Annotated in this window: 13 protein-coding genes; all 13 read right to left on the bottom strand. The window is 50.3% G+C overall.

The window, feature by feature from the left end; genetic code table 11:
- Positions 1 to 52 precede the first annotated feature (52 nt).
- Positions 53 to 2,626 (bottom strand): hypothetical protein, encoded by a 2,574-nt coding sequence (locus tag NST79_RS03960; protein ID WP_212059990.1) that lies wholly within the window; start codon positions 2,624 to 2,626, stop codon positions 53 to 55.
- A 43-nt stretch (positions 2,627 to 2,669) separates the two neighbouring features.
- Complete coding sequence (yesZ, locus tag NST79_RS03955; protein ID WP_212059992.1) at positions 2,670 to 4,661, bottom strand: beta-galactosidase; 1,992 nt, start codon at positions 4,659 to 4,661, stop codon at positions 2,670 to 2,672.
- 7 nt (positions 4,662 to 4,668) lie between these two features.
- Positions 4,669 to 5,322, bottom strand: coding sequence for a rhamnogalacturonan acetylesterase (locus NST79_RS03950; protein WP_003233813.1), 654 nt, complete (start codon positions 5,320 to 5,322; stop codon positions 4,669 to 4,671).
- Positions 5,323 to 5,479: 157 nt separating this feature from the next.
- The gene (gene rhgX / locus NST79_RS03945) at positions 5,480 to 7,318 is read right to left on the bottom strand and encodes a rhamnogalacturonan exolyase (RefSeq protein WP_128992511.1); all 1,839 of its coding nucleotides are present in this window, start codon (positions 7,316 to 7,318) and stop codon (positions 5,480 to 5,482) included.
- Positions 7,319 to 7,364: 46 nt separating this feature from the next.
- The gene (gene rhgW, locus NST79_RS03940; protein ID WP_212059994.1) at positions 7,365 to 9,227 is read right to left on the bottom strand and encodes a rhamnogalacturonan lyase; all 1,863 of its coding nucleotides are present in this window, start codon (positions 9,225 to 9,227) and stop codon (positions 7,365 to 7,367) included.
- Positions 9,228 to 9,347: 120 nt separating this feature from the next.
- Positions 9,348 to 9,974: a YesL family protein gene (locus tag NST79_RS03935; protein WP_041056970.1), complete on the bottom strand. Its 627-nt coding sequence runs from the start codon at positions 9,972 to 9,974 to the stop codon at positions 9,348 to 9,350.
- A complete protein-coding gene (locus tag NST79_RS03930; RefSeq protein WP_212059996.1) occupies positions 9,971 to 10,633 on the bottom strand; it encodes a YesU family protein in 663 nt (220 codons plus the stop codon). Before NST79_RS03930 ends, NST79_RS03935 begins: the two co-directional genes overlap by 4 nt.
- Entirely contained in the window at positions 10,626 to 11,324 is a 699-nt protein-coding gene (gene rhgT, locus NST79_RS03925) for a rhamnogalacturonan acetylesterase (RefSeq protein WP_082098068.1), read from the bottom strand. Before rhgT ends, NST79_RS03930 begins: the two co-directional genes overlap by 8 nt.
- A 13-nt stretch (positions 11,325 to 11,337) precedes the next feature.
- Positions 11,338 to 13,623: an AraC family transcriptional regulator gene (yesS, locus tag NST79_RS03920; RefSeq protein ID WP_212059998.1), complete on the bottom strand. Its 2,286-nt coding sequence runs from the start codon at positions 13,621 to 13,623 to the stop codon at positions 11,338 to 11,340.
- A gap of 22 nt (positions 13,624 to 13,645) precedes the next feature.
- Positions 13,646 to 14,680 (bottom strand): rhamnogalacturonyl hydrolase YesR, encoded by a 1,035-nt coding sequence (gene yesR / locus NST79_RS03915; protein ID WP_014479107.1) that lies wholly within the window; start codon positions 14,678 to 14,680, stop codon positions 13,646 to 13,648.
- Positions 14,681 to 14,695: 15 nt separating this feature from the next.
- Complete coding sequence (locus tag NST79_RS03910; protein WP_212059999.1) at positions 14,696 to 15,586, bottom strand: carbohydrate ABC transporter permease; 891 nt, start codon at positions 15,584 to 15,586, stop codon at positions 14,696 to 14,698.
- Positions 15,587 to 15,589: 3 nt separating this feature from the next.
- Positions 15,590 to 16,519: a sugar ABC transporter permease gene (locus NST79_RS03905; RefSeq protein ID WP_003233835.1), complete on the bottom strand. Its 930-nt coding sequence runs from the start codon at positions 16,517 to 16,519 to the stop codon at positions 15,590 to 15,592.
- The gene (locus NST79_RS03900) at positions 16,516 to 17,799 is read right to left on the bottom strand and encodes an ABC transporter substrate-binding protein (RefSeq protein ID WP_212060000.1); all 1,284 of its coding nucleotides are present in this window, start codon (positions 17,797 to 17,799) and stop codon (positions 16,516 to 16,518) included. Before NST79_RS03900 ends, NST79_RS03905 begins: the two co-directional genes overlap by 4 nt.
- Positions 17,800 to 17,854 lie beyond the last annotated feature (55 nt).

Genomic DNA, 17,854 nt, shown 5'->3' with positions numbered 1-17,854 from the left:
AATTCTTGCAATCTTCATTTTTTGCACCATTTCTCCTATGAAATTCCGGCTGTTATCCTTTTTTGCCCGATGTTTCTTTTTTTGCCGGAAGGGAATCTCCGATCAGTTCCAGCGCCGCTATGACATTTAAACACCATTGAGAGACAGTGTTCGTTGTCACCCATGGAAGCTCCTCTAAGTGCGTCCATGTCTCGATGCGCTCCGGTTTGATCGGAAGCGGCGTATGGCTGAGCTTATCTTCTAGCAAAAGATTCCACGCTTTGGCGGCGAGATGAGGATCTTGTTTTTTTCTTGCGGCGTAGGCTGTCATACTGGCGGCGAACATCGGCCAGTGAAAATGCCCGTCATGAAGAGCGCCTCCGCTTTTTTTCCGTTTTTCCTCATCACTTAGTGTGTAAAATTCGCCGAATTCACTCAGCATATCTTCCCATTCCCGGTCATCAAGAAGCTCAGCCAGCTCCATCCACACTTGCGGCGCGCCGAAGGCAATGATCATATGATATCCGCCCGCAATGCCGTCTCCCATGTGATGAAGCATCGAGGTCGCCGGGTCATATTCAAATGTCGGGCCGGATAATAAGCGGAGCGGCAGCAGCTTCAGACAGTTGATTCCCGTTTCGATTTTTTTGAGATATTTCGGATTTTCGGTCCGCTCCCATTCCGCCAGCCAGTTCGAGCAAAACGCCGCCCAGTCCGGTCCCGTTCTGGCGTGAGTCGGGTGCTTGCCTTTCTCGTAAAAAGCGCGCATCGGATCGGTTTTGACGAGGGCATAATCGGCATCCTTCACTTCTGTCAAAAGATCTCCCGTCCGCTCATCACCCGTCAGATAATAATAGAATTTATAAAGCCCGGCCATGCTGATTCTCGCTTCCTTGCAGCCGCATCCCCAGTGCACAACATTATGCCGTGAACCAAGCCCGGCGTATTCACCGAGGTGAAAGCTGTCCGTTTCGCTCGTATGGCGGGTCATGGCTTCTGCCATGCGAAAGATATCCTCTCTGCCTGAGCGGAAAAACGCCTGCCACAGCCATAGGGTCGGAACGAGCTCATTGTTTTGCCATGCGTATCCACCGAGATCGTACCGCCACATATGCCGGATCGGGTCATACGTATGCATGACATCGCCATAATGCCAAAAACCGTACCATCTGCGTTGCTCTACTTCCTTTTTATAAAACAGAAAGGCCGCATCAAGCTGTTCTTCCAGCTCTTTTTTGAGCGGATGGGATGTGTCAATGATGCTCCAAACCCCGAGTGCTTTTGATTCGTAATAGACGTCCGGCTCGCATACAATGAGCGGCGGCGCCTGCCATTTGTCAGCGAGTGCATTGAGGACTTCGTCAGACGGCATGTGCGAAAAGCACGCCAAGCTGATTTCATTTGTGTTCGCAATGCCTGTCGGATCAGAGCGCATTTCATCAAAGCCTTCATACGCGCTGACCACGTGGGTGTTTCCTGTATAATGCCGCAAATCCATCGCTTCGCCGTCCGGAGGCCAAAGCCAGATAGTCATTTTGGGGCGGCTGCCGGCAAGACCTGTGATTTCCAGTGCTGACGGATATTTCTCAAAGAAATACCGCAGGCCGAGAGCCACACCGCCATTTTTTCCGCCCGCATAGCAAAGCCCCTTCGCCCGGCTGCCATGCAGCATTCCAACCCACGCATAATCTTTTCCGGTCCGTTTTGACAGGCTGTAATGATCGCTGGAATCTTGCACGAGCTTGACATCGTCCCAAACCGCATTCTGTGTGCCATGTGCAAACCATTCCTTATGCTCTTCATCTGGAGACAGCATTTCGCCATTGATTTGTTTTTCATAAAGCGGATATCGTTCATTGAATTTACGTGTGCCAAACAGCTGGGAAGGTTCTTTATACATCCCTTTCTCTCCCGCAAAGCGGAAATGGCGGTTGTACGGCTCTCCCTCCAAAAAAAGGGCAAATTCGATGCCGAGCCCCTTAATGAATTCTTGTTTACCGCTCCTGTCAATCAGCTGCGTGTGCACAAGGCCGATCTCAGACAGCCCGGCATAAAACGTCAATCGGATGACAAACGGCAGCCATTCTTCATTCGTTTTATGGAGCACATGCACTCCCTCGATTTTGACTACTGCTTTGACAGGACCACTCTGCTCAATCGCAGCCCGTTTGATAAAGCTGACAGACCTTTCATGCAAAAGAACCGTTTCCGCCGCCGACTCCTTTCTCGTTTCTCTTATCGCGACGAGCCTCCCGCCTGCGGCGATCGGCTTTCCATTGATCTGCAATGATTGAATGAAATCAGATCCTGTTTTATGAATGGTACAAACGACTGCTCCTGTATTCACTTGGATATCATGCTCTGTCTCATGAATGCTGAGCGATTCAGTTGGCTGCGGCACTTCTCTTTTGTGCACTGTAAAACTTTGGTTTTCCTGACCGCCAAACACCGCCGCGTGCTTCGTCCACTTGATGCTCCCGTCCGGCCAATAGGCCGACGGTTCGCTTTGCACATATCGCGTTTCCGCGTTTTCATTCATAAGCGCCAGACGGTCTCCCTTTTTTAATTCTCCTTTTTTCCATGGCACGCCCCACGTCACGCCGCTTGTCAACTTTGGCTGTCCTGATAACCATTTGATCTTTTTCATCGGTCTCTCCCTCCATAGAAAAAAGCTGATTCGATGCAAAGAATCAGCTGTGATTGTCAAATTGAATCACACGGTATTCATGCGGTCCGACCGCCAGCCTCCCCGCCTTTTCCAAACGGTTCGTCAACAGATCTGTTCCCGCTTCCGGCAGTGTCACACTTCCTCCTTTTCCATCCATATTCACAACGATCCACACAAGGCCGTTATCGCCTTTGCGCGGGGCAACGATCGTGCCGGGTGTTACATCCGAGCGGACAGAAATGGCTGCCTCAGCGGCATAATGCCTGACAAGCGCCTCCAGCATCGCATCCCCTTCTTTCCCGGATGGAAGCGAGCCCAGCATGACAATTTTCCCCTCGCCGTAATTCCGTTCCGTCAGAAAAGCATGGCCCGCCCCCGGTCCTGATTCAACCGTGCCAAGGGTGTTTCCGCTCTCTGTGTCAAACACCGCGCTCCATAGTCCGAGCGGCGCCGTGATGCCAAACGCTTTTCCTGTATTCACGTTCTCATTCATCGGAAAGGTAAAAAGTGTTTTGATCCCTGACGTTTTCTCAAGTTCGCCAAGTCCGCAATCGGTATGAATGGTATGCTCGCATGTGCGCCCTCCTGTCAGCGGCCCCGTGATCCAGATGCCGCCCGCTTCAGCGAATGCCGAAGCTTTTTTGATAAATTCAGAAGACAAATACGGCACAAATGGCGTAAACAGCAAGCGATAGCCGTCCAGTAGAGCGCCTTCCGGAATAAGGTCACGGTGAATCCCCGTGTTGAGAATACGTTCATAAAAATGCGTCACAAGCGAACGATGCCGGAGTCCCCGGTGAGGCTCAGTTTTAATAAATGCTTTTGCTCTGTCAGAGTAAGTCATCGCCGCCTCGGCTTGAACGGGTTCAGTCGATAGAATAATAGGCTCGATTTCCTTTCTTGCCCGCTCAACCGCCAGCACATTTTGGTAGCCAATGGCGGGTTCGCCCCAGGCACTGAGAACCGAACCGTGGGAAATCTCGCTGCCTGAACGCTGCTGTCGCCATAGCCAGTAGCAAAATCCCTGGCTCCCTAAGGCGTAGGACGATACGGCTTCGGCCTGCAAATACCCGTCTGCGTGCGGGTAAGCGGAGCTTTCAAGCGAGGCGGCATACGACGGACTCGTTTCCAAAATCCAAAACGGGCGCCCTTGTTTCAGATTTCTCCATAAATCACAGTTCAATAAAAAGGCAGAGGCGTTTTCCTGCGAAGCGTACGTGTCATAGGAGGCAAAATCGAGATTCTGAAACATTCGCTCATTGTCCACGCTGAACATGACTGATCCGTTATGCGTGATCGGCGCATCTGAATAGCATCGGATGATTTTGGCCTGTTCATCCGCAAACGAAGCGATCATCTCCATCGAAAACAGCTGATACATAGTGCGTAGAGAGGCATGATGCAGAAACGGGGCCGGTCCCGGCTGCGGGACTTGCTCAAACGTCTGATAGGTCTCGCTCCACACATCGGTTCCCCAAGCTTCATTCAAGCGCTCAATTACCCCGTAGCGATTTTTGAGCCAGTCATGCCATAGGCGCAAGCATGTCTCACACATGCATTCTGCAACATGGCATTTAAACTCATTGTCTAGCTGCCATCCGATCAGCCCCGGGAGCCGGCCAAGCTCCTTGGCGATGGCTGTGGTGATGATGGCGGCTTTTTTTCGGAAATACGGGTTGTTCGTACAGGCATGCTGACGGGAGCCATGCCCCATGATCTCTCTTTTTTCATTGACATGCATGCGTTCCGGCCGGCCATGTGAGAACCAAATCGGCGGGGTAGGCGTCGGCGTGCACATAATCGTTTCGATCCCGCTATCATACAGCCGGGCGATGATTTCTTTGAAAAAACCGACGTCAATTTTTCCTTCTTCAGGTTCCATGATAGACCAGGCAAATTCGCCGATCCGCACAACATTTACGCCAACTTCACGCATGATGTCAATGTCCTGCTGAATCGTCTCTTCATCCCATAATTCCGGATAATAGCAAGCGCCATGATACAGTTTTCTCATCCCATTTTCACCTTTCTTTGATGATCGATTCTGTCAATGGCAGGCCGAGCTCCTTTATGCCTTTTGCCACAAGTTTCGCCATTTCATTTGCGCCTTTTTTTGTAAAATGCGTGTAATCGTTAATCCCTTCTGAAATCATAAAATAGGTGTATACTTTTTCCTCGCCCTTCTCAGTAAAGAAAGCAAGGCTTTTCTCCATCAGATCAATGAGCTGGACATTCTCCTCTTCAGCAGTCTGCTTCATAGCAATGCAGTAATCAGGAAAATCGTTCAAAAACACGCCATTTTCGTAATGAAAGCGGGCTACGGGGGTAATGAGAAGCGGATGGGCGCCTTTTTCCCGCGCACCTGCGATATACTGCTTTAAATATTGTTTATAAGTAGTGTAGGGCTCGGTGTAGCGCTCCGGCTTATTTTTCGATGCGTCATTATGGCCCATCTGCACGAACAGCCAATCATCCGGCTCGATCACATCGAGGATTGCCTGAAGCCTGCCCTCTTCCACAAATGTTTTCGAGCTTCTTCCCCCGATCGCTCTGTTGATCACTTGAATATGCTCCGGCAGATGCGAGCCGAGAAACTGCCCCCAGCCCCCTTGATTTGTGCTGTCTCCATACGTTTGAACAGTCGAATCGCCGGCAAGATAAATATGATTTGCCATTTTTTATTCCCCCTCGTTTTTTATACAGCTTCCATCACGGATAGCTCTTCCCTTGAAAAAGACCGGTGCGTACAGCGCTTGAGCATTGGTTCGTCCTGCCCGTTCGTTAATCATCTTGTCGTAGCGTTCAGCCTTTGCGTCTTATCCCTTAGTCCTCCTACAGCGGCGCCTCCGCTTTACTTCCCGCTATGTACAGGGCGGGCTTCGGCGGTTTTTTCATTCCCGTTCCGAGGTAAAAGCTCGTGTGCGGCGGCTGGTTGTAGGCGGTATTCTGCCAGGCGATGCCGAGCCTGTAAACCGGATCATGCATCAGCGTGTAAAAGCGGTGGCGGGTGAGATGTGTCGTTGTATAGATACGGAGCGCGCTGCTGTCTTCCGTTCTCCATATCACTTCTTCCCGCCAGTCTCCGAACAGGTTGGCCTGAAGAACCGGGTTTCCTTTCGTGCCGTTGTTGGACAGCACGCCAGCCGGCTGAAATATCGTCTTCAGACAGCCGTTTTCAGCATCCCATTTTTCAATCTTTGGCCTGCCGATCGTTCCGTCCCAGTCATGATCAAGCAGTTCTCTGACCAAATCACCGTCCCACCAGATGGCGAAATTGGCTGAAGCGGGCGCTTTGTCGCTGATTTTTTCGCCTTTGCTCGTGAAAAGCCCATACGACATGCCATCATTGCCCGGCGGATCAATTCCCCAGACGAGCGATCCTTTGTAGCTTGGATCAATATGAGCCGCCATGCCCCGGCCAACGTCAGTTCCAGCATGGACGCCCCATAATATCTCACCGGTTCCGGCATCTCGCAGCGACAGTCCGTACGGCTTCGTGGCGTCCTCATGCACCTGGAACACTTCAAGCCCTTTTCGTGACGGGTCCAGATCCCCTACATGCATCGCGTCTCCGTGCCCGAGCCCCGTTGAGTACAGGCCGGTTCCGTCATGATCGACAGCCATTGCGCCGTATATGATTTCATCTTTTCCGTCTCCGTCGACGTCCGCCACGCTTAAACTGTGGTTCCCCTGTCCTGCGTACGCTTCATGTCCCGGATGGTTGGAGTCAAATACCCATCGTTTTTTGAGCCTTCCGTTTCTGAAATCGTATGCCACGAGCACGGTTCTCGTATAGTAGCCGCGCGCCATAACAAGGCTCGGCCGCTCCCCATCCAAATAAGCGATCCCGGCGAGAAAACGGTCCATCCGGTTTCCATAGCCGTCTCCCCAATCCTCCAGCTTGCCGCGGGGCGGTTCATATTCCACGGTCGTGAGCGCCTCACCGGTTTCTCCTTTAAACACCGTCAAATATTCCGGACCGGACAAAATTCTGCCCTGTTCGTTTCTAAAATCGGCATGCTCATCACCGATGATATGTCCTTTCCCATCTGTTGTGCCGTCAGCTGTTTTCATGGCGATTTCTGCTTTTCCGTCACCATCCAGGTCATACACCATAAATTGTGTGTAATGAGCGCCCGCTCTGATGTTTCTGCCGAGGTTGATGCGCCACAAAAAGGTGCCGTCCAGTTTATAGGCATCTATGAGCACCTCCCCGGTATACCCGTCATGGGCGTTGTCTTTTGAATTGGACGGGTCCCACTTCAGGATGATTTCATATTCTCCATCCCCGTCCACATCCCCGACGCTGGCATCATTGGCGCTGTAGGTGTACGGCTTTCCGTCCGGCGTGATACCGCCTTCCGGTTTGGCAAGCGGAACCTCCAGTACATTTTCCCGCCAGACGGAAGCTTCTTTGGACAGTTTTTCTTCCCTTCCCTTATTGACGGCCTCCACCTGATAAACAGCGTCAGCCGTTCCGTTTTGATCGAGAAAATTAGTGCTTTCAGCGATTGGATCGCGGGTGATCCGCTTTCCATCTCGATAAAGGTGAAAAGCCGTCGTCTCATGATCCGTGCCGAGAAAACGCCAGCTGACAAACACGCCCTGTTCTGTCTTTACCGCAATCAAACCTCTGGTCAAGTATTCCATTTGCCTCTTTTTTGGTTTCATTTTAATGGGAACGGGCTGCGCGCAGCCCGTTCCTTCCCCCTTTCAGTTAAGGCGTATACATATTTGGTTTTGGCTGTTCCGCCATGCCGTCTCCTAAAAAGAAGCTTGTGTGCGGCGGCTGGTTATAGGCGACATTTTGCCAGGCGATGCCGAGCCGGTACACCGGATCGTGCATCAGTGTATACAGCCTGTGCTCAGTCGGAATGGTCGTCGTGTAAATGCGCAGAGCACTGCTGTCCTCCGCTCTCCACATGACTTCCTCCCGCCAGTCACCGAGCAGATCAGCCTGAAGCGTTGGTGTTGCTTTTGTGCCGTTGTTAGCCGCTGCGCCTGATGCAGTCAGCACATTTTTCGATACGCCGTTTTGATAATCCCACTTATCAATTCGGTTGCTGTCCAGCTGTTCCCGCAGCAGATCGCCGTCCCACCAGATGCCGAAGTTGGTCGAGGACGGAGCCCCGCTTCCGATTTTGACCCCTTTCGCTGAGTAAAGAGAACCGTTTGCCCACACCTCCTGTCCCGGATAACGCGGGTCAATATCAGCAGCCATTCCCCGGCCTACATCCTTGCCGGCATAAACGCCCCAAAGGATTTTTCCGGTTGCAGCATCCCGAAAAGATAAGCCGTATTTTGCATTTTTGTCCTCATGAACTTGAAACACCTCAAGCCCCGGCCGGCCCGGATCAAGATCTCCTGTATGAAGGGCATCCCCATGGCCTAATCCGGTCGAGTACATGCCTTTCCCGTCATGATCAACAGCCATTGAGCCGAAAATAATCTCATCTTTTCCATCCCCGTCAACGTCCGCGATGCTCAGGTTGTGATTCCCCTGTCCGGCAAACGTTTCATTTCCTGACTTTGAGGAGTCCAGCGTCCAAAGCTTTGACAGCTTTCCGTCCCTGAAGTTATAGGCAACTAGCATGGTTTTAGCGTAATACCCTCTGGTCATGATCAGGCTCGGCCGCTGTCCATCAAGGTAGGCAATGCCGGCGAGAAAACGGTCAACACGGTTGCCGTAGCTGTCTCCCCAATCCGACACATTGCCGCGCGCCGGTTCAAAATTTGCGGTGACAAGCTCTTTCCCGGTTGAACCTTGAAACACAGTGAGATATTCAGGGCCTGAAAGCACACGCCCCTGTTCATTTCTGTAATCAGCATTGGCATTTCCAATTACTTTGCCCGTGCCGTCTTTTGTCCCGTCTGCCGTTTTCATTGCCACTTCCGCTTTTCCGTCACCATCAAGGTCATACACCATAAACTGGGTGTAGTGCGCGCCCGCTCTGATGTTTTTGCCGAGATTGATCCGCCATAACTTTGTGCCATCCAGTTTATACGCGTCAATTAGCACGTCACCCGTATAGCCATCCTGTGAATTGTCTTTTGAGTTAGACGGGTCCCATTTCAGGATCAGCTCGTATTGCCCGTCACCATCCACATCGCCAACACTTGCGTCATTAGCGCTGTACGTGTAAGCTTCACCTTTTGGCGTCGTGCCGCCAGCCGGTTTATCCAGCGGGACGGAATGATACGGCTGCGCCCATACGGAGGCTTTTTCAGAAGCCGGCTGTTCGGTACCGTTTACAACAGCCCGAACCGTATACGTTGAGCCCGCCGAACCGTTTTTATCCACATAGTTCGTGGTTTTGACAGGCGCAGCATTCAGTTTTTGCCCGTCTCTGTACACATTGAACAAAACAGATGCGTTTTCAGTTCCAAGAAACCGCCAGCTGACAAAAATGCCCCCGTCTGTCTTGACCGCTACAAGCCCCCGGTTCAGCGCTTCCATCTGCCGCGCTGCCCCTTCAGCTTTCACAGGACATACAGAGATTCCCATCACCAACAAGACCAGCAACGTAACAGCGGTAAACATGCGTTTCCTTCGTGTAATCATCAGACAGCTCCTTCTCATTTATATGTAAGCGCTTACTTAAATTGGATTTTATGCGCTGTGTGAGCTGTCTTCAATTTCACTTTTTTGCATCTGCCTATTTCGGACACTGCACTTTTTTGCGTATTTGTCATTTTTTTGTTACCCGGCTTGATGATGCTGGGCCTCCGTCTTTTGAAATCCCCTAAGAGCAAAAAACATCAAAACAAGCCCAAATAAACACGGGCCGTAAAATGGGATCAGGCCAGGAAGCGTATACAGCAAATAAAGGACAAATCCGCACCCGATCAGCATACAGCCGGTTGTCAGCGGCCTCATGGCGCCAAACAGCAGTGCCTGCGGAATATATTTGCGAAGCGGGAGCTGGTAATGCACATAAAGGGGAAACACATACATCAGCGCGATGATATACAAAAGCCCTGCAAGCAGCGTGCAGCTTGTTACTGCAAAGGACAGCCAATCCGTACTGGCAGAAAAATAATGATAGTTCGCGGACAATATGAGCAAAAGAGCCGAAAACGCCAATCCGATCGCATTAACCTTGAGAAACTCTTTTTTATAGGTATCGAGAAATAACGGAAATATCGGGACATCCTTTTGCCCCATCAGCCATTTCCTTATAACGGCACACATCGCGGCTGTGCTCGGCGCCCATCCGAAAAGAACGCCGCCCAAAAGTGTAAACAACAGCCACAGCCCGTTGAGCCATGCTATTTTCACCACCGCTTCGCAGCCTGCATAAAGCGCATCCGTTACAGTCGTCTTCATCTTCTCACCGCTTGATGCACGGCAAAATCCCTGTAAACGGCTTTCATGGGGGCCATCTGCCGGAACCCGATTTTTCCTTTTGTTAACACAGGCCCATAAGTGCTGCCGTCGTCCATCCACTCAAGAATGGGCAGACCATTGATTGAAAAGTGCACATAGCCTTTGTCTTTGATCAGCTTCATACGATACGGAGAATCAGCGTCGTCTGGAGAAGGCAGCGGATCGGCCCCCATTGCGGCGAGGTGGAAACCGCGGCTTTTTCTTAAATTGCAGGTGCGGAACGCTCTTTCCTCCGCGTATTTTCTGCGGAAATACGACAGGTGGAGGGCATTGATATCTCCTGAATGATACTCAGGGTATGTTCCTGTTCTTTTCCTGAGACTTGGGTCAAACAAATCCTCGCCTCCCATTCCCGCAGCGGCAAAAAACAGCATACACAGTCCAGGCTGCTCGATCGGAGAGAAGTCCCATGTCACAATGATGCCGTCTGGAAAGGTTTCCGGACACCAAAAGACAAAGTGCGCTTCATCCTGGACATGTGACAGGTGCAAGCTGTGATCGTCAAATGAGATCTGTCCGCCTCCCTCCATCCGCCAGTCCTTCACATCGCTTTTAGACCGGAGCGGGTTGCGGTACAGGCACGCGCCTTCCTTATACATGTTCTTTCCCCTCCCGGCTCACAAGGTGGTCCTTAAGCGGAAGTCCGAGCTCTTCAATGCCTTCTGCCACAAGCTTCGCAACCTCCATTGCACCTTCTTCCGAAAAATGCGTATTGTCCTCAATGCCGTCCGGGTAATTCGGATGTTCATTTGGCTGAAACCAAACGAACAATCGCTTCGACTCCTCCGGCCCGTATGCTTCATACAGCACCTTTGTTTTCGCAAGCAGATCAATCACAGGTACATCGAGCTCCTTCGCCAGTGCTTTCATCGCATCGGGATACTCACCGAGCGTATGCTCGATCCGTCCGTTTTCATCAAAGCGGCGGCGCTGCACCGATGTGACGAACACAGGATGCGCGCCCTTTTCGCGTGCCGTATCTGCAAACAAGGTAAGAAACTGCTGAAATGTGGAGTACGGCTTCGTCCCCCGCGGTTTTTGGTCATTGTGGCCGAATTGAATCAACAAATAATCGCCTTGTGTGATGCGTTCGGCAATTGCTTGAAGCCTTCCTTCCTCCACAAAAGAATTGGTGCTCGCTCCTCCTTTGGCATGATTGCGGACCAGCACATCTTCAGAAAACAATTGCCCGAATACCTGCCCCCACCCCGCCATCGGCGCTTCATGAGGCGGGCAGTCACTCACAGTGGAATCTCCCGCTAAAAATACTTGAATCGGTTTCTTCATCACATGTTCTCTCCTTTCACGGCGTTTCCTGATACATTTGCCTGAAGACACCCGGCGGCATGCCGACCTGTTTTTTAAAAATCCGATTGAAGTAATTGTGGCGGTAACCGACTTCTTCTGACACGTCATGAATTTTTTTATTCGTATTGACCAGCAGTTCTTTCGCCTTTTCGATTCTGATCTGGGTCACATAATCGATAAAATTAATGCCGGTCACTTGCTTAAATGCCTTGCTTAACGTATATGAATTCATGCCAAGCGCATCGGCACAGCTTTCCAATGAAATGTCCGCCATATACTGTTCGTGAATCATCGCAATCACACGTTCTGCCAGCTGCTTTTGCTGTCTGTTTTTTCTGCCCTCAAGCTTGGAAAGGTAAGGCGTCACCACTACATCCATCAGCCAGGCCGCCGCTTCGTTAGGTTCGCGCAATTCTGAAATATCAAGAAACGGATTCCGGTGCTGAAATAGTTCGCTGGGATTGATCCCTGAATGCAAAATATCCTCCTGAATGCGGGAAAACAGCTGAATCAGGGCGGAATGCACATGCCTGTCTATGGCCGCCTTTTCCGCCAGTTCCCTCATACATCCATCTATCAGTTCCTTGGCTTCCTGTTTTCTTTCCAGCCGGATGGCCTGAACAATTTGTTTTTCCAGCTCAAAAGGGTAATAAGGAGCGAACTGCTCATCCTGAGGGAAGTCGGCCTGCAAATCAATGACCTGATCCCGGTTAGCAAATTTCCTGCGGGATTTGCCGCATTTCACATTCTGAAATAAAGAAGGAATTTCCGTGACACGCTCCGTCTTGCTGCTCAATGTCGAGGTCAGGCATAGTCCGGTTACATCTCCAAATTGGCGTGCCAGCTCCGTTATATACGCCTTCAGATCAGAGCTGTTTGTTTTCATCACAAGAATGGTGACAGAAAGCCGGCCGATATCAAGTATGGAGAGCTGAAAAACGCGTTTAGCCGCCAATTCCTCAGCGATATTAGTCAGTGTAAACACGGCAAGCTGTTCATCACCTTCACGGAAGATGCTTTTTTCACAACGGAGCCCTGTCACCTGTAGATCAAGCACATGAAACGCGTTTCCGCCGATGTTCCAGCCAGCCTCCTCCATCCGCAATCTGAGGCTTTCCTCGTTGTCATAGTAAAAATCGCCCTGTAAGAGATGCTGCAAAAAACTCTTTTTCATATGGGGCGTCTGCCGCAGGAGCTGCTGTTGGAGCTTCCGGCTTTCAAGGGATAGATCCTGCCATCTCTTTTCAATCCATTTGAATTCATCCTGCCCGGACGCCTGCCATGTTTTCTTCTCTCCTCCGGTAAACAAGCCAAGCAAATGCTGGATGGGACGATAGATTTTTTTTGATGCATACCATGTCATGCACACCGCCAAACCGATGCAAATGACCAGCATCACGATGATCACTTTTGATAAAAACACCATCGGCGCTGTAATAGCTGAAAGAGGCGCCGCTGACACAAAGGTCCATTGCTGATGCATCCGGTTCATTTCTCCAAAGGAGACAGAATACACCTTGCCTTCCCATTCCATCTGAAAATGGCCGTTCTCAGCAGGCTGTTTTTTTATCTCATGAAGTAAAGTCTTTTCAAAATCTTTTTCCCCCTCATGAAACAGCACCTCTCGATTTTGATCTAAAAGCAGCGCACTGCCATCAGGATAGGGGGACAAGCTTTGCAGGATTGATTCCATTTCTTTCGGATCAACCGCCAGCATGATCGTGCCGAACGGTTTCTCCGCCGCGCCCGGAATGAGCTGGATCAGCATCGCTTGATTTCCCGACCGTTTCCAATAAATGCTGTGGTCTGAGGCAAGCAGCGAGCGATACTTGCGAAGGCCCTCTTGTTCTGTCAAAGCGCTGTATTCAGGGCTCAGCACAAGAGGCCGGGGGCTGTTCAGAAAGATGGAAGCCTGCTCGATCAGCGGCTGCTGGTCCCGCAAAAGAAACAGCTTTTTCGTTAATTGATAGGAGAACGTAAAGTCTTTCTCCAAATCCCTCTCGGCCAATCCATTCATCAGTGAAGAATCGTAGGCCATCTGGGTGAGTGCCAGTTCAAGCACTGCCAGCTTCTCATCCATTCGGCTGACCTCACGCGCCACCTGTGTTTCATGCGATCTCTGCAGCTCATTCTCCACCTTGTCGATCGAAAGAAAGTAGATTGCGCCGCCAGTCAGCAATCCGGGAATACAGGCAATCAGCAAAATGAAGACAAAGTTTCTTTTGAAATACGTTCCCTTCCAGCGAGAAACCCGTTCCTTCTGTTGAGGCTGTTTTTTCATCCCTTTCCTCCCGCCGCTGTCTTTACTGATACACGCGTTTTTTCGTTTTCAAAACATCAGCAAGAAACGTCAGCGCAAGTCCCTGCCCCCATCCTTGTATTCGTTTGTAAGGCACCTGTTTGTATCCTTCGGCATTTTTCATGACGGCTGTCCCGGCAGATACCTTGCTGACCCGTCCGTCCTCTTCCACCGCATCCAAAATGGCGGCAAGCGATTTCTGCACATATTTTGTATACAGCTTTCCGCTCGACATCAGAGCAGAAGCAATACCCGCTGATGCCGAAACCTCCAGATAAGAATCCGGATCATCCAAAATCGTATGCCACAGCCCTGATTCATCCTGAAGCCGGACAAGCGCGCTAAGCTGGTCTCTGAGCGATCCGTCGATGATCATAAAGGAAGGATGTGTCACCTCAATAAGCGGGAGCGCCTTTGCCATCGTGAGTGCCGCCCAGCCGTTCGCCCTGCCCCAATAAATCCCCGACAGATGATTTTGCGCTTTGTTGTCCCAGGCGTGGTAGTACAAATTCGTGACAGGGTCCTGAAGCACATCCTCATGTCCGTGAAACTGGCGCAGGCCGTCTTCAAAATAATCCTCACGCTCCATGATCCGCCCGATTCTCAGCATAAACAGCCCAGCCATCATCAGCGTATCCGCCCATGCCTGTTCAGGGAATACGTATTCTGCCGCATTCACCGTATGCTGAAGGATACCCTCGCCAAAGCGCGGCGCCTTATGCAGCACATATTCCGCCATCTCGGCCGCTGTTTCCAAATACACGTCATCACCTGTCACCTTGTGGAGGAACAAAAGCGTATGCCCAATGGAAACTCCGTTGATCGAAAGCGGCGGCAGCCCATCCTCCAGCTGTTCATCCACCCACGTTTTTAACAGATTGATATATTCCTCGTTTTCCGTCGCTTCATAGGCCTCCGCCACACCGTAAAACGCGACGCCGCCAGGCCAATCCCACGCAAAATCCATCTGAAATGTCCGTTTCACGATCCGGTCAATAACCGACGTCACCTTTTCTTCATCAAAGATAAGCTGTGCCATCTGCAACACTCCTTTTTATTTTAATCCGGTCGTACTGATACCCTGAACGATATATTTCTGAAACAAAAAGAAAACTAGAATCACAGGCAATAACGAGACGGCCGACATGGCAAACATCGCGCCCCAGTTCGAAGCCGACTCTGTATCGAGAAAAAGCTTCAGCGCAAGTGAAACAGGATAAAGCTCCGGCTTATTCAAATACAAAAGCGGTTGAATCAGCTCCTCCCACTTCCAATAGAAGGAGAAAATCGCAGACGTCGCAAGCGCGGGGGCAATCAGCGGGAGAATGATTCGCCAAAAGCAGGCAAAGCGCCCGCATCCGTCGATTCGCGCGGCTTCATCCAGCTCCTCGGGAATCGTCCGGATAAACTGGATCATCAGAAAGATAAAAAACGCATGCCCGAAAAATTGCGGAACGACAATTGGTTTAAAGGAATTCAGCCAGTCTAATTTCGCAAACATAATATACTGCGGAATCATCAACACTTCATGAGGCAGCATTAACGTCCCCATCATGCACGCAAACCAAAATTTTTTTCCCTTAAACGGAATACGCGCAAATCCGTACGCAATGACAGCCGATGACAGGACGGCACCGATTGTTGACAGTCCGACAATGATCGCCGAGTTTTTAATAAACGTCAGAAACGGCTGTCCCGCGATACCCTTCCACCCTTCAGCATAGTTACTGAGAATAAAAGGGTCGGGAATGAGAGAATGTGAGGTTGTAAAAATACTGGCGCTTTCTTTAAACGAGCTGACAAACAGCCAAATGACCGGGTACAGCAGTAACACCGCCAGCGTTGCCGTAAAAACATGGAACAGTATGCGTTTGGGACTGACGCGCTCGGCTTTTTTTCTTTCTAAAACCGGGGCTTTTCTGACAGGCTCGTTGACCGGCTCCATCCGTCATTCCTCCTTTGACTCGTAATGAACCCAATATGACGATGTTTTAAACAATATGAGCGTAATCAGCCCGACAATGACAAGCATGACCCACGCCATCGCCGATGCGTAGCCCATTTGAAAATAGTTAAACGCACGCTGGAACAAATAGAGCGAATAGAGAAGTGTCCCGTCAAGCGGCCCGCCCTCGCCCTTCGAAATGATATAGGCAGGTGTAAATGTCATAAAAGCAGAAATCGTCTGCATCACTAGGTTAAAGAAAATAATCGGTGTAAGAATCGGAAGCGTGATCTTGAAGAAACGCTGCACCCGATTTGCCCCATCCACACTTGCCGCTTCCAAATACGAAGACGGAATGTTTTTCAGCCCGGCCAGAAAAATCAGCATTGACGACCCGAACTGCCAGACGGACAGCAGAATCAATGTCCACAGCGCACTTGTCGGATTCTGGTACCAAAGAATTTTTTGATCAATCCCGACAAAAAACAGCAGCGCATTGATGACCCCGTCATTGCCAAAAATATTGCGCCACATAATCGCCACGGCGACGCTCCCGCCGATGATCGAAGGCAGATAAAAGAGCGTTCTGTAAATGGCCGTTCCTTTTGCTGCATTGTTTAAAATGACAGCGATAAAAAGCGCGAAGCCGAGGCGGAGCGGAACCCCGGCAAGCACATACGTAAACGTCACCTTCAGAGACTGCCAATACTTTTCGTCACCCGTAAACATTTCCTTAAAGTTGTCGAGCCCGATCCATTTCGGCGCCGTAAACAAGTCATAGCTCGTGAAGGACAGAAACAGGGACGCCCCCATCGGGATCACCGTAAAGCATAGGAACCCGATGATAAACGGAGAAATAAAAGCATATCCCGCCAGATTGTCTTTTCTTATACTCCGGCTTTTTTTCATTGCGTCAGCCCCATTTCCCGTCAATTATTCCTCTCTAATATCTCATTGGCCTTTTTTCGGAACGTTTTGGCGGCTTTTTCCGGCGATACCTTCTGATACAGAATCTGATCTGACGTATCCTTCAGCAGCTTGATGACCTCCGCGCTTCCCACAGGCTCTGGCGGATCGGCTTTGCTGATGTTTTTTGACGCGGTTTCTACATACTCCACGATGTTGGCTTCTTCCTCATTCAGCTTCGGTTTAATCGCATCCGCCACCTTGTCGGAGACTGGAACGCCTCGCTCGCCTTTAATCATCTGGTTCGCTTCCTCATTATTCACGAAGAAATTAATAAATTTCGCTGCCTCTTTTTTATGCTCAGAGCTTTTCGGAATGGAAAACAGCATACTCGGCTTCAGTGTCAGCGCCTTTTCCTTCATTTGCTCCGGCGGCAGATAGAGAGACAGCGGCGAGTCTGTCAGCCGGGCAAAGCCCAAATATTGATTGGAGTAGTTCCATGTAATCGCTGACTTGCCTTTGACGATAAAATCGTCTTCCATCCCTTTAATCTGTGCGCTTTCATCAGGTGTTGGGGACGTTTTCGCTTTCACCAGCCTCAGCTGCCGTTCAAAGTAATCGACAAACAGCTGATCATCTTGATACGCGAGGCCAGTGCCGTCTTCTTTATAAAAGCGCTCACCCTTTGTGCGCAAATAATAAGGGAAGAAAATATCAGGCGGATGCATTCCGTTGGAACCGTAGACACCGGCTTTTTCCTGAAGATCATACGCCAGCTTCTCGTAATCCTCCCACGTCCAGTTTTCCTGATTGATAGACACACCGGCTTTTTTCAGCAAATCTTCATTGGCAATCACAGACAGCACGTTGACACCTAGCGTAAATCCATAAAGCTTATTGTCGATTTTTCCGCCCGACAGCATATTCTCGTCGATTGAACTGACGTCAATCGTTCCATCCTTTGTATACGGCGTTAAATCTTCCAGCTGGTTCTTCTTTCCGTATTGGGCTAAGTAAGCGGTATCCATTTGAATGACATCAGGAAGCTGGCCGGCGGCAGACATGGGCGCAAGCTTTTTCCAGTAGTCATCCCAGTTCGCAAATTCCGCTTCAATATGGACGTGCGGATTCTTTTTCTCGTAAAGTTCAATTACCTTTGTTGTATAATCATGCCTTGGCTGCCCGCCCCACCACGCGATTCTGAGTGTAACGTCTTCTTTTTTTCCTGAGGCCTCTTCACCCGCTGAACATCCGCTGAAAAAAAAGACGCAGACAAGGGATAACAGCACGTAACAAATCTTCTTCAAACCAATCCCCCCTTTAATGTAAGTGCTTACATTTTATTTTAAAGCGTTCGGATAG

The sequence above is a fragment of the Bacillus sp. PS196 genome (assembly GCF_037963555.1).
Classification (GTDB): Bacteria; Bacillota; Bacilli; order Bacillales; family Bacillaceae; genus Bacillus; species Bacillus subtilis.
This window is presented reverse-complemented; position numbering and strand designations above follow the sequence as displayed.